10 protein-coding genes are annotated in these 12660 nt (G+C 73.6%); 7 read left to right on the top strand and 3 right to left on the bottom strand.

The window, feature by feature from the left end:
• Nucleotides 1-53: 53 nt before the first annotated feature.
• Nucleotides 54-1211, bottom strand: a complete 1158-nt coding sequence (locus tag AB0B55_RS30630; RefSeq protein WP_357122029.1) for a glycosyltransferase — start codon at nt 1209-1211, stop codon at nt 54-56.
• Between the two features lie 49 nt (nt 1212-1260).
• The gene (locus AB0B55_RS30625; protein WP_357122207.1) at nt 1261-2244 is read right to left on the bottom strand and encodes a glucosyl-3-phosphoglycerate synthase; all 984 of its coding nucleotides are present in this window, start codon (nt 2242-2244) and stop codon (nt 1261-1263) included.
• Nucleotides 2245-2465: 221 nt separating this feature from the next.
• On the opposite strand from AB0B55_RS30625, the gene AB0B55_RS30620 reads away from it, so the two are divergent.
• The 7 genes from AB0B55_RS30620 (at nt 2466) to AB0B55_RS30590 (ending at nt 11180) form a co-directional block, all read left to right on the top strand.
• Entirely contained in the window at nt 2466-3476 is a 1011-nt protein-coding gene (locus AB0B55_RS30620; RefSeq protein ID WP_357175502.1) for a Gfo/Idh/MocA family oxidoreductase, read from the top strand.
• Nucleotides 3469-4557: a zinc-binding dehydrogenase gene (locus AB0B55_RS30615; protein WP_357175499.1), complete on the top strand. Its 1089-nt coding sequence runs from the start codon at nt 3469-3471 to the stop codon at nt 4555-4557. The genes AB0B55_RS30620 and AB0B55_RS30615 overlap by 8 nt, the downstream gene beginning before the upstream one ends.
• Nucleotides 4558-4598: 41 nt before the next feature.
• Complete coding sequence (locus tag AB0B55_RS30610) at nt 4599-6365, top strand: ABC transporter ATP-binding protein (RefSeq protein WP_357175496.1); 1767 nt, start codon at nt 4599-4601, stop codon at nt 6363-6365.
• Nucleotides 6366-6442: 77 nt separating this feature from the next.
• Nucleotides 6443-8734, top strand: coding sequence for an accessory Sec system translocase SecA2 (gene secA2 / locus AB0B55_RS30605; RefSeq protein ID WP_357175493.1), 2292 nt, complete (start codon nt 6443-6445; stop codon nt 8732-8734).
• Between the two features lie 178 nt (nt 8735-8912).
• Nucleotides 8913-9653: a GAF and ANTAR domain-containing protein gene (locus AB0B55_RS30600; protein ID WP_357122043.1), complete on the top strand. Its 741-nt coding sequence runs from the start codon at nt 8913-8915 to the stop codon at nt 9651-9653.
• A 128-nt stretch (nt 9654-9781) separates the two neighbouring features.
• Nucleotides 9782-10273 (top strand): DUF2231 domain-containing protein, encoded by a 492-nt coding sequence (locus AB0B55_RS30595; RefSeq protein WP_357122045.1) that lies wholly within the window; start codon nt 9782-9784, stop codon nt 10271-10273.
• A gap of 148 nt (nt 10274-10421) precedes the next feature.
• Nucleotides 10422-11180, top strand: coding sequence for a methyltransferase domain-containing protein (locus tag AB0B55_RS30590; RefSeq protein ID WP_357175489.1), 759 nt, complete (start codon nt 10422-10424; stop codon nt 11178-11180).
• A 521-nt stretch (nt 11181-11701) separates the two neighbouring features.
• Here the strand turns inward: AB0B55_RS30590 and AB0B55_RS30585 are convergent.
• The gene (locus AB0B55_RS30585; protein WP_357122051.1) at nt 11702-12652 is read right to left on the bottom strand and encodes a DUF3500 domain-containing protein; all 951 of its coding nucleotides are present in this window, start codon (nt 12650-12652) and stop codon (nt 11702-11704) included.
• Between the last annotated feature and the right edge of the window lie 8 nt (nt 12653-12660).

Genomic DNA, 12660 nt, shown 5'->3' with positions numbered 1-12660 from the left:
GGGTGCGCCTACCCGTCGCCGCCGGGGACAAACGCGACGGCGGCGACGGCGGCTCAGACCGGTTGCAGGCGGGACGCGGTCGCCAGCTCGCGGACCCGCTGGTACAGCTCGACGTAGCGCTGGGCCATTACCGCGGGCGTGAACCGCTCTGCCGCGACCCGGCGGCACTCGTGCGGGTCGAGCAGGTCCGCGGCCAGCACCAGATCGGCCAGCTCGTCCTCCTCGCCGGTGAGCAGGCCGGTGCGTCCGTGCTCGATCAACTCGGGCAGGCAGCCCCGGGCGGTGGCCACCACCGGCGTACCCAGGGCCAGCGACTCGACCACGGCCGTGCCTCCCGGCTCCTCCCAGCGCAGCGGGAACAGCGAGGCGCGGGCGCTGGCCAGCAGGTCGTCGCGCTCCTGCCCGGCCACGGTGCCGACCCAGCGGACCAGGTCGCCGTCGACGTGCGGCGCCACCTCGTCGAGGAAGAACCGTACGTCCGGGTTCTGCCGGGCCTCGTCGCCCGCCGCCGCCAGGTCGGCCGGGCGGTGGTACGGCCCCACGGGACCGGCCAGCACCAGCGGTACGCCGATCCGCCGCGCGAGCCGCGCGCCCACGTCCTGCCCCTTGCCCGGGTTGATCCGACCGAGGATGAGCAGGTGGTCGCCCTTGGGCGGACCGGGCCGACGGTCGGCGTCCACGGCCAGCGGGGTGGACAGGTGCACGTGACCCACCGAGTGCTCCCGCAGCGCCAGTGGCGCCCGGGCCAACTGCGACGCCGAGACGCCGTTGACCCGGACCCGGTCGCCGCCGTCGAGAGCGCCGTAGAGCGCGGGGTGCTTGGCCAGGTCCCAGTGCAGGGTGTGCAGCACCGGCGGCCCGGACGGTCCCATCGCGGTGAGCGTGGCCAGCCCGACCGCCTCCACGTGGTCGTGCACCAGGTCGATGTCGTCACGGGAGTGCAGCTCGCGGACCACCCCGGCCAGGTGCGCCTGCGCGATGCCACAGACCTGGTTGTAGGGCCGTTGCAGCGCGCCGAACTGCCCGTCGGAAAAGACCGACACCTTCTCGTCCACCGGCAGAGCGCTGGACTCCACCGAGGCGAGCACCACGCGCACGCCGAGCCGCCGCAGCTCGGGCACCAGGGTCGCGATCACGTTCTCGATGCCCCCGTACCCGGGTGGGGGCACCGACAGCCACGGGCCGGCGTTCATCAGCACGGTGAGGCTCATCGGCGGTCCTTTCGTAGCCGGGCGGTGGCCGGCCGACGAACCGGGGCGCTCACGCGGCCGCCACCCGTCGGCGGGGGAGCCGGTGGCGCAGCTCGGCCAGCGGCGGACGCTCCTCGATGGACACGTCGCTGACCACGACCTCCCGGTCCAGGTTGGGCAGGGTGTCGGAGCCGCCCCGGCGGAACTGGGTCAGCAGCGCCTCCGGCATCAGGCCGGGGGTCGCCCAACCGCGTCGTTGCAGCCGGGACCACGCGGTCAGCATGATCTGCGCGGACATCCGGCCCAGCGCCGCCGTGTCCTGGTGACGGTGCTTGCGTTCGCCCAGGTCGACCTGCGCCAGCGCGTCCAGACCGACCAGGTCCAGCAGGTCGATCATCATGGCGGTCTCCACGCCGTACCCGGAGACGAACGGCACCCGGGCCAGCACGTCGCGGCGGCCGGCGTACTCACCGGCGAGCGGCTGCACGAAGCCGGCCAGTTCGGGCCAGAAGAGATTGAGCAGCGGTCGGGCCATCAGTTCGGTCACCCGCCCGCCGCCGTCCTGCTCCACCGTGGCGGATCCGACGAGCGGGCGGTGGTAGAAGCCCTTCACGAAGTCCACCGACGGGTCGGTGAGCAGCGGCCCGAGCAGGCCGGTGACGAAGTGCGGGCGAAACTCCCGCAGGTCGGCGTCGATGAACGCCACCACGTCGCCCCCGGCGGCGGCCAGCCCCGCCCAGAGCGCGTCGCCCTTGCCGGTGAGCCGCGGCAGGCCCCGGGTCATCGCGTCCTGGCTGACCACCTCCGCGCCGGCGGCCCGGGCCACCTGGGCGGTACGGTCGGTCGACCTCGAATCCACCACGATCAGCTCGTCGACGAGCGCGACCCGGTCCATCAGATGCTCCCGGATGGTCGACACGATCGCGCCGACCGTCGCCTCCTCGTTGCGTGCCGGCAGCACCACGCTGACCCGGCTCTCACCCTTGGCCCGAAGCAACCGGCGTGCCGGCCAGTCCGCCGCCGACGTGGTCCGGTACGTGGCCCACGCCTCCACCACCGGTGACACGGTCGTATCCCGCACGGGCACCCCCTCTTTTCGTGCGTGGAACAAGCAGGGCTCTAGTTCCCACTTGCCGCCTCGCGCTAACCGTTCCCAGGGCAACAGCTTGATCACGACGTGGCATCGGCGCGTTCCCGGGGGATGAACGTTTGATTGCGCGCATGCCAGGGGACTGCTCCCGACGGAGCCGAAACGTTCTCGGAAGAGGTTGTCGAATGGTCAGCTGTCGGGTGGGCCTGGTCGGTGCCGGGGGAGTGGCGCAGCGTCATGCGCGGGTGCTGTCCGGATTCGACGACGTCGAGATCGTCGGGGTCACCGACGTGGTTCCGGAAGCGGCGGCCGCGCTGGCCGCGCGGCACGATTCGCGGACCTTCACCGACGTGGCCGAGCTGCTGGCCGCCGGCCCCGACGCGGTGTACGTCTGCGTGCCGCCCTTCGCGCACGGCCCGGCCGAGGAGGCGGTGATCGACGCCGGGGTGCCGATGTTCGTGGAGAAGCCCGTCGCCGTCGACCTGGGCACCGCCGAACGCATCGCCGACCTCGTCGCCCGGCGTGGACTGCGCACCGCCGTCGGGCACCACTGGCGTTACCTGAGCGTGCTCGACACGGCCCGTGAGCTGCTCGCCGACCGTCCGGTGCGGATGGTCAGCGGCGCCTGGCTGGACAAGGTGCCGCCGGTCGCCTGGTGGTCGCGGCGCGACCGGTCCGGCGGCCCGGTCGTCGAGCAGGCCGCCCACGTGCTGGACCTGATCCGGATGCTGGCCGGCGAGGTGACCGAGGTCACCGCGTACGGCGACGGCACGCCACCGCCCGTCGACGGCGCCGACATCGACTCGGTGACCACCGCCACGCTGCGCTTCGCCAGCGGCGCGGTCGGCACGCTCAGCGCCGCCTGCGTGCTCGGCTGGAAGCACCGCGCCGGCCTGGAGATCCTCGCCGACGGGTTGGCCCTGTCGCTGGGCGAGGACGGCCTGCTGATCCGTGACGCCGACGGCGAACGGCACGTCCCGGCCGATCCGGAGGCCGCCCGGGTGGCGGTGGACCGCGCGTTCGTCGACGCCGTCCGCGGTGTCGGCGACGACGTGCGGGTCCCGTACGCCGAGGCGTTGAAGACCCAGCGGCTGGCCCTCGCGGTGGCCGATTCGGCCCGCGGTGGCCGGACGATCCGACTCACCACGCCCGCCGATTCGGGCGCCCTGAGCACCGGGGTGACCGTCGATGCGTGATCGGGTCGTCGCCGTCACCGCCCCCGGTCGGGTGGAGATCGTCGAGCAGGAGGCCGCGCCGCTGCGGCCCGGCACGTTCCGCGTCGAGACGCTGTTCAGCGGCGTCTCCGCCGGCACCGAGCTGAGCTACGTCAAGGGCACGAACCCCTACCTGAACGTCACCTGGAACGCCGACCTCGGGCTCTTCCAACCCGGCGCGGCCAGCACCCCGTACCCGGTGACCCGGCTGGGTTACATGCAGGTGGGCCGGGTGGTGGAGAGCGCGACCCCGGCGGTGGCGGTGGGCGCGGTCGGCGCGATGACGTACGGGCACCGCACGGGCTGGCTGGCCGACCCGGTCGCCGAACGGTTCGTGCCGCTGCCCGACGACCTGGACCCGCTGCTCGGCGTCTACGTCGCGCACATGGGCCCGATCTGCGCGAACGGTCTGCTGCACGCCGCCGCCGACCTGCACGGCGCGGACGTCCGCTCGCTCGGCGACGGGGTACGCGGCCGGCGGGTCGCGGTGGTCGGCGCCGGAGTGGTGGGCCTGCTGACCGCCCTGCTGGCCCGCCGGCACGGCGCCGCGTCGGTGGTGGTGCTCGACCCGACCCCGCAGCGTCGTCGGGTCGCCGACGCGCTCGGCCTGGAATCGCTCGACCCGGAGGCGGACGACCCCGCCGTGGCGCTGAAGACCCGGTGGGCCCACGTCGCCGGCGACCGGGGCGCCGACGTGGTGTTCCAGTGCCGGGGACAGGCGTGGGCGTTGCACCTCGCGCTGCGGCTCCTGCGCCCGCAGGGCACCGTGCTCGACCTGGCCTTCTACCAGGGCGGCGCGGACGCGGTCCGGCTCGGCGAGGAGTTCCACCACAACGGCCTGGCCCTGCGCTGCGCGCAGATCGGACGGGTACCGCGCGGGCTCGCGCCGACCTGGGACCGGGAACGGCTCTCCGCCGAGACCGTCGACCTGCTGCGGACGTACGGGGACGTCATCCGCAAGCACCTGGTCTCGGCGGTGGTCCCGTTCGACGAGGCGCCCACCCTGCTCACCGACCTGGCCGAGCGCCGCCGCCAGGAGCTACAGGTGGTCCTGGCCGGCTGAGGAGCCGTCGCGGGGTGAGCGGGCCGGCTACCGTTCGCCCCATGAGCACCTCGACGGACACGCCGGTCGACAGCCGTCCGGTCGGTCTACGCGCCCTGCTGCCGTACCTGCGCGAGCATCGGGGCACCCTCGTCGTGGTGGGCGTGCTGTCGCTGGCCGGTTCGGCAGCGGCACTGGCCCAACCGCTGCTCACCCGGTCGGTTCTGGACCGGATCGGCCGCGAGCACCCGGTCTGGTGGCTGGTGGCGGTGCTGGTTGCGCTCGTGGTGCTCGGCGCGGCGATCGGCGGCCTGCGCGACTACCTGCTGCAACGCACCGCCGAAGGGCTGGTGCTGGGCACCCGGCGACGGCTGGCGGCCCACCTGCTGCGGCTGCCCATCGCCGAGTACGACCAGCGGCGCACCGGCGACCTGCTCTCCCGGGTGGGCTCGGACACCACCCTGCTGCGGGCGGTGGTCACCTCCGGGCTGTTCGAGACCGTCACCGGGGCGGTGATGGTGGTCGGGGCGGGCACCGCGATGGTGCTGCTCGACCCGCTGCTGTTCGGCGTCACCCTGCTCGGGGTGGGCCTCGGGCTGGGCTTCGCGGCGACCTTCGCCCGGCGGGTCCGGGCGTTGGCCCGCGCCGCCCAGGAGCGGGTCGGCGAGATGACCTCGGCGGTGGAGCGGGCGATCTCGGCGGCCCGGACCATCCGGGCCAGCCGGGCCGAGGCGCGGGAGGCGGACACCGTCGCGGTCAGCGCCCGTGAGGCGTACGGGGCGGGGTTGCGGGTGGCCCGGGTGCAGGCGCTGATCGGCCCGATCGGCTCGGTCACCGTGCAGGGGGCGTTCCTGCTCGTGCTCGGCATCGGCGGGGCGCGGGTCGCCGCCGGGGCGATCTCCGTCGGCGATCTGGTCGCCTTCGTCATGTACCTGTTCCTCCTGGCGCTGCCGCTGGGTCAGGTGCTGCGCGCGTACACCCAGTTGCAGTCCGGTCTGGGCGCGTTGCAGCGGATCGAGGAGATCCTGGACGTGCCGGCGGAGGGTGCGGCGGACCGACCGACGGCCGGGCCCGCGACGACGACCCCGCGCCGGGCCGCACCCATGATCGAGTTCGACCGGGTCGGGTTCGGCTACCCGGGCGGCGCGTCGGTGCTGCACGACGTCAGCTTCGCGGTGCCGACCGGCACCCGTACCGCCCTGGTCGGCCCGTCGGGGGCCGGCAAGTCGACGCTGCTGGCCCTGGTCGAGCGCTTCTACGAGGTGAGCGCCGGCGCGGTCCGGGTCGATGGCGTGGACGTGCGGGAGCTGCCCCGCGACGCGCTGCGGGCCCGGCTCGGCTACGTGGAGCAGGAGGCGCCGGTGCTCGCCGGCACGCTGCGCGAGAACCTGCTGATCACCGCCCCTGACGCGACGGACGACCGGTTGCGCGAGGTTCTGCACGAGGTCAACCTCACCCACCTGGCCCAGCGCACCCCGCAGGGCCTCGACGTGCAGGTGGGGGAGGGCGGGGTGCTGCTCTCCGGGGGTGAGCGGCAGCGGCTGGCCATCGGTAGGGCCCTGCTGGCCGGCCCGCCGGTGCTGCTGCTCGACGAGCCGACCAGCAACCTCGACGCGCGCAACGAGGCCGCGCTGCGCCGCGCCATCGACGCGGTGGCCGTGCGCCGTACGCTGCTGATCGTGGCGCACCGGCTCGCCACCGTGGTGGACGCCGACCAGATCGTCGTCCTCGACGGCGGCCGGGTGGTGGCCGTGGGCACCCACGCCGAACTGACCGCCACCGACCCGCTCTACCGGGAGTTGGCCACCCACCAACTGCTGGTCGCCTGACCGCGCCCCGGCGGGACCAAACTTGCCGGGCGGCCGGGCCGCCCGTGTCGGGCCAGAATCGCGTACCGTTGCCGCTCATGGGTGTGTCGCAACGGTTCAAGAGCAAGTTCCGGCGTTTCCTCCAGCGCCCGGGATCAACCGTGGATCTTGCTCCGCTGGAAAAGCTGCTGCCGGCGATCGAGGCGCGCGAGGATGACCTCGCGGCGCTGGACGACGCCGAGCTGACCGAGGCCGCCGGTGCCGCCACCGGCTACGAGGAGATCTGCGCCGTCGGCCGCGAGGCCGCCCGCCGGGGCCTCGACCAGCGGCCGTACGACGTGCAGCTGCTCGGCGCGATGGCGCTGCTCTCCGGCAAGGTCGCCGAGATGGCCACCGGTGAGGGCAAGACGCTGACCGCCACCATCGCCGCGTACGGGCACGTCCGGCTCGGCAACGGTCCGGTGCACGTGCTCACCGTCAACGACTACCTGGCCCGCCGGGACGCCCAGTGGATGGAGCCCGTCTACACGCTGCTCGGCCTGACCGTCGGCTGGGTCAACGAGGCGTCCACGCCCCAGGAGCGGCGCGACGCGTACTCCTGCGACGTCACCTACATCTCGGTCAGCGAGGCGGGCTTCGACTACCTGCGCGACCAGCTCGTCACCGACGTGGAAGACCGCGTGCAGCCGGTGCTGACCACGGCGATCATCGACGAGGCCGACTCGATCATGATCGACGAGGCCCGGGTGCCGATGGTGCTCGCCGGCGCGGTGCCGGGCGAGCAGGACCCGGTACACGCCGCCGCCGCGCTGGTGCGCGGCCTGCGCAAGGGCCGGCACTACACGATCGCCGAGGACGGGCGCAGCGTGGCGTTCACCTCCGCCGGCCTGGCCGCCGTCGAGGCCAAGCTCGGCATCGACCTGTACGACGAGGAGCACGTCGAGCAGCTCTCCGCGGTCCACGTGGCGCTGCACGCCCAGACCCTGCTGCACCGTGACGTGGACTACATCGTCCGGGACGGCTCGGTCGAGCTGATCGACGAGATGCGCGGCCGGGTGGCCCAGCGCCGCCGCTGGCCCGACGGGCTCCAGGCGGCGGTCGAGGCCAAGGAAGGGCTGGACGCCACCGCCGAGGGCGAGGTGCTCGGCACGATCGCCGTGCAGGCGTTCATCGCGCTCTACCCGAAGGTGTGCGGCATGACCGCCACCGCGGTGCTGGTCGGCGACCAGTTGCGGGAGTTCTTCAACCTCGAGGTCGCGGTGATCCCGCCGAACACGCCGTGCGTCCGCGAGGACGAGCAGGACCGGATCTACGCCACCCGCGCCGAGAAGGACGAGGCGCTGATCGACGAGATCCGCCGCTGCCACGACGCCGGGCGGCCGGTGCTCGTCGGCACCCTGGACGTCAAGGAGTCCGAGGCGCTGGCCGCCGGGCTCAACGCGGCCGGGGTGTCCTGCGTGGTGCTGAACGCCAAGAACGACGACGAGGAAGCGGCGATCATCGCCGAGGCCGGCGCGTACGGCGCGGTGACGGTCTCCACCCAGATGGCCGGCCGGGGCGTCGACATCCGCCTCGGCGGCAGCGACCAGGCCGACCGGGACCGGGTGGCCGAGCTGGGTGGCCTCTACGTGATCGGCAGCGGTCGGCACGACAGCCGCCGCGTCGACGACCAGCTGCGGGGTCGCGCCGGCCGGCAGGGCGACCCGGGCGGCTCGGTCTTCTTCGTCAGCCTGGAGGACGACCTGGTCGTCCGGCACGCCGCCGACGCGGTGCCCCCGTCGCCGCGGATGAACGCGGACGGCCTGGTCACCGACGAGCAGGTCGACTACGCGGTCGAGCACGCCCAGCGGGTCGCCGAGGGCGTCAACCACGAGATCCACCGCAACACCTGGCGCTACAGCGTGGTGATCGAGCAGCAGCGCATCGCCCTGGCCGCCCGCCGCGAGCGCCTGCTGACCAGCGACGTGGCCGCCCTGATGCTGCTGGACAAGGAGCCCGAGAAGGCCGGCGAGATGGACGAGGACCTGCTCGCCCGGGCGGGCCGCTCGATCGCGCTCTTCCACCTGGACCGGCTCTGGGCCGAGCACCTCGCCGAGCTGTCCGAGGTCCGCGAGGGCGTACACCTGCGGGCGCTGGGGCGGCTCGACCCGCTGGACGAGTTCCACCGGGCCGCGGTGCCGGCGTTCAACAACCTCGTCCCGGAGATCGAGGCGCGCACCATTGCCACGTTCAACGAGACCGAATTCGATGAGGATTGGGAGCCCGAGGACGGCACCCTGGTCCGGCCGACCGCCACCTGGACGTACCTGGTGCACGACAACCCGTTCGGCTCCGAGCTCGACCGGCTGATCGCCTCGATCGGGCGCCGGCTCAGCAGCGCGTCGCGCTGACCTGGCTCGCGGGGTCTCTGCCGTACCTCCGGGTAGGGCAGAGACCCCTGCGTGCGCCGTTTCGATCCCGGTTTGCGAGGGTAGTAGGGCGGGTCGGTCAAGGCGGAAGAGAGCAGACGATGGCACACGTGACGACGTCAGCGGGATGGGCGCGGGGGCGTACGAGGGCAGTGCGACGGTGAACCTGGACACGCGGGAACCGGTGGTCGAACGACTCGGTGTGCTGGAGACAGCCGCGCTGTTGCGGGAGCTGACCGCCGGCCTGATCGGCTTGACCGATTTCGATGAGGCGCTGCTGGCGCTGGTCCGGGTCACCCGGGACGCGGTGGCCGGGGTGCGCTGGTGTGGGTTCACCGCGCTGCGCGCCGGCGAGCCGGCCAGCCTCGCCGCCTCCGACGATCGGATGGCCGGCCTCGACGACCTGCGCCACGGGCCCGACACGCCGGCCATGACCGCGATCCGACGCCGCGAAATGATCCTCGCGGTCGACCTGGCCGGCGAGCCACGGTGGCCGGCCTGGACGCCGCGCGCCCGTGACCTCGGCGTCCGGGGGGTGATCTCCGCGCCGGTGGACATCGACGACCAGGTGATCGGGGCGATCAACCTGTACGCCGCCGCGCCTGACGTGCTCACCCCACAGCACCAACTCACCGCGATGCTGCTCGCCGAACACGCCGGCCTGCTGCTGGCCGCCGTCCGGGACCGGGGCCGCCAGCAGGCGCTCGCGGGTGAGCGGGACGCCTCGCTCCTGCACGAGGGTGTCGTCGGCCAGGCGATCGGGGTGATCATGACGCAGCGGGGGTGCCCGGCTGCCGAGGCCCTGGACGTGCTGCGTACCGCCGCCTCGTCGCTGAACATACCGCTGCGCGAGGTCGCCGAACGCCTCGTGCGGACGGTCTCCCGCCCCCGCGAGAGCTGACCGTCGACCGGCACGGGTGGATGCCCGTTCTCCCGGTCGGCGGCGAGTCGGGCGGCGTCGTTTCACCTCTCGGGCGCTCGGGTAGCACCCTGGTACTGGTGGACTGGGCCTGACCCTGGGGAGGACCGATGCAGAGCCGGCTGCGGGTGCAGGGGCACCCCATCCAACCGATGTTGGTGACGTTCCCGCTCGGGCTCTTCGTCAGCGCCACGGTCTTCGACCTCACCGACGTCGCCGGCGGGCCGGTCTTCCTCGGCGAGGTCGGCTACTGGACCGGCGTCGCCGCCCTCTTCGCCGCCGCCATGACGGCCATCGCGGGCATGGTCGACCTGTGGGACGTGCCGGTCGACGGCACCCGCCGTACCGCCATCGCCTTCAACCTGGTGAACGCCGCCATGGCGGGGCTGTTCCTGATCACCAGCCTGGTCCGCGCCCACTCGCCGGATCGTGGCGCGACGGCCGCGATCCTGTTCACCGAGCTGGTGGCGCTGGCGGCCGGCGGGGTCGGCGTGTACCTGGGCGCGCGGCTCATGCGGCAGTTCGACGGGGGCCGCGTCGAGACCGGCAGCCTGGACACCCTCGCCGGTGGCACGGTCGAGGTCGTCCGCCCCCGCCCCTGACCGACTCGGTCTTTGCGTGATCGACTCGGTTTCCGGAAAGACGGGGCGTCGGCGGCTCGGTGACAGGACGGCTTCCAGGAACGCGAGTCGATCAAGCGCCGGGTATATGGATTGCCGCTCGGGTGGCGTGCCGGCGAGGCTGATCGCCGTGACTGACGCGCATACCGCCGAGGACCTGATCGCGAAGGCCGCCGCCGCGCCCGTCGACGGCTGGGGTTTCGACTGGCTGGCCGGCCGGGCCACCGAAGAGCGTCCACCGTGGGGATACGCCCGGCTGGTCGGCCACCGGATGGCTCGTGCCCACGCGGCGCTGGACGTGGACACCGGCGGGGGCGAGGTGCTTGCCGAGATCCCGTACCCGCCCACGGTGCTGGTAGCCACCGAGGCGTGGCCACCGAACGTCCTGGTGGCACGACGGAACCTGCGCCCGCTCGGCGCGACGGTGGTGGCGGTCGCGCCGGACTCGGCGCTGCCCTTTGGCGACGACTCGTTCGACCTGGTGGTGAGCCGGCACCCGGTACGCACCGACTGGGCGGACACGGCCCGGGTGCTGCGCCCCGGCGGGACGTACCTGTCGCAGCAGATCGGGCCGGGCACGATGCGGGAGCTGAGCGAGGCGATCCTCGGCCCGCTGCCACCACCGGACGGCCGGCACCCCGAGGAGGCGGTCGCTTCCGCTGAGGCGGCGGGACTGCGCGTGGTCGACCTGCGCCGGGCCACACTGCGCGCGGCGTTCCACGACATCGGCGCGGTGGTCTGGTTCCTGCGCAAGGTGGTCTGGACCGTGCCGGGCTTCAATGTGGACCGCCACCGCGCGCCCCTGCTAGCCCTGCACCGCCGCATCGCCGAGCAGGGCCCCTTCGTAGCCCACGCCCAACGCTTCCTCATCGAAGCAACCCACCCCTAACCCCACCCCCCACCCCCCCCGCGCCCCCCGGCTGCCCCCGCGCCCCGACCCCCGCGCCCCCGCGCCCCGCCCGACCCCGCGCCCCCGCCCGACCCCGCGCCGATCTTGCACTTGCTGTGGACGTTTTGCCCTATTGACGCCTTTAGTCGCCACAGAAATCGCAAGATCGACGAGATAAGGGGCGGGGGCGGGGATAGGCGCGGGTGCGAGTGCGGGCGGCGGCATGGCCTGGGACGGCGCCTCTTCGCCGCCCGCCGATCATGGACCTGTGGTGGGCGTTATGTACCCGCTAGCACCCTTCGTTCCCACCACGACTCCATGATCGGCAGGGGCAGGGGCAGGGGCAGGGGCAGGGGCAGGGGCAGGGCAGGGCAGAGCAGAGCGGCGGCATCGCCTGGGACGGTGCCTCGCCGCGGCCTGCCGATCATGGACTTGTGGTGGGCGTTATGCACCCGCTCGCACCCTTCGTTCCCGCCACGACTCCATGATCGCCGGGGGCGGGCGGGGGACCGGAGGGCGGGTTAGTGGGGGTGGGAGGTGTGGTGGGCGGCCAGGATGTCGGCGCCGAAGTCGCTGGCGGGGCGGCGGAGCACGGTGTGCGCGTGGTTGCCGTCGTCGCTGGTGTTGTCGTACTCGATCAGCAGGTCGTCGCCCTGCACCCGGTAGTAGTGCCGCTGATCCGGCCGGGTCGGCCCGGCCCAGGCGAAGTGCAGCGGGCCGCCGGCGAGGCGGGTCGCCTCGCGTACGGCCAGTTCGGTCGGTAGCCGGTCCAGGTAGAGCGCGACGATCTGGTCGAGCAGCGCCCGGCCGGTGGGGCCGAGTCGGTCGGCCGGTACGCCGAGGGGTTCGAGCGGGCCGTCGACCCGGGCGCGGGTGGCGCTGATGATGTCCGTCGGGGCCTCGTCGGCGATGATCGCGGCAGCCCGTCCGGCGGGGCCCAGCGCGTCCAGCAGGGCGCGGCCCAGATCCTCCTCCACGCCGAGCGGTCGGGAGACGGGGCGCCCGGCGTACCGCACCGCGGCCGGGTTGGCGCCGAAGAAGACCGGCGCGGGGGAGACCTGGTCGTCCACGACGGTCATGGTCACCGACAGGTGGTGCCCTTCGAGCCGCCACGCCCAGCGGTCGTCGCGCGCCGGGTCGCCGAAGACGGCGATCCAGTAGTCGCCGCTGTGCCGCCCGCGACGCCACCCCTCGGCCCGGTCCAGGACCTCCTCCAGCGCGATGATCGCCATGGCCTGGGCGTACGCCGATGGGCTGAGCGCGGTGGCCAGCAGTCGGTGCGCGGCCTTGCGCCCGGCGATGTCCAGCGCGGCGAGGCAGACGCCGGGGCGCGGGCGCGGGCGGTACTCCAGCCACCGCCGGGCCGGCTCGTCGTCGAAGGGGTACACGGCGTCGGCGCGGGTCGCGGGGTCGAGCGCGGTCAGCAGGGCGCTGCCGGCGGCACGCATCTGTTCGGGCAGGGGATCTTCCACCGCCCCTG

Source organism: Micromonospora sp. NPDC049107 (assembly GCF_040648595.1).
Lineage (GTDB): Bacteria > Actinomycetota > Actinomycetes > Mycobacteriales > Micromonosporaceae > Micromonospora.
Note: the sequence above shows the minus strand (reverse complement) of the source record. Positions and strands in the feature narration are given on the sequence as shown.

Excerpts from the sequence above, each read along its gene's own strand:
- AB0B55_RS30595 (WP_357122045.1), top strand. The coding sequence starts at position 9,782 with ATGCAGAGCCGGCTGCGGGTGCAGGGGCACCCCATCCAACCGATGTTG.
- AB0B55_RS30610 (WP_357175496.1), top strand. The coding sequence starts at position 4,599 with ATGAGCACCTCGACGGACACGCCGGTCGACAGCCGTCCGGTCGGTCTA.
- AB0B55_RS30620 (WP_357175502.1), top strand. The coding sequence starts at position 2,466 with ATGGTCAGCTGTCGGGTGGGCCTGGTCGGTGCCGGGGGAGTGGCGCAG.
- AB0B55_RS30615 (WP_357175499.1), top strand. The coding sequence starts at position 3,469 with ATGCGTGATCGGGTCGTCGCCGTCACCGCCCCCGGTCGGGTGGAGATC.
- AB0B55_RS30630 (WP_357122029.1), bottom strand. The coding sequence starts at position 1,211 with ATGAGCCTCACCGTGCTGATGAACGCCGGCCCGTGGCTGTCGGTGCCC.
- secA2 (WP_357175493.1), top strand. The coding sequence starts at position 6,443 with ATGGGTGTGTCGCAACGGTTCAAGAGCAAGTTCCGGCGTTTCCTCCAG.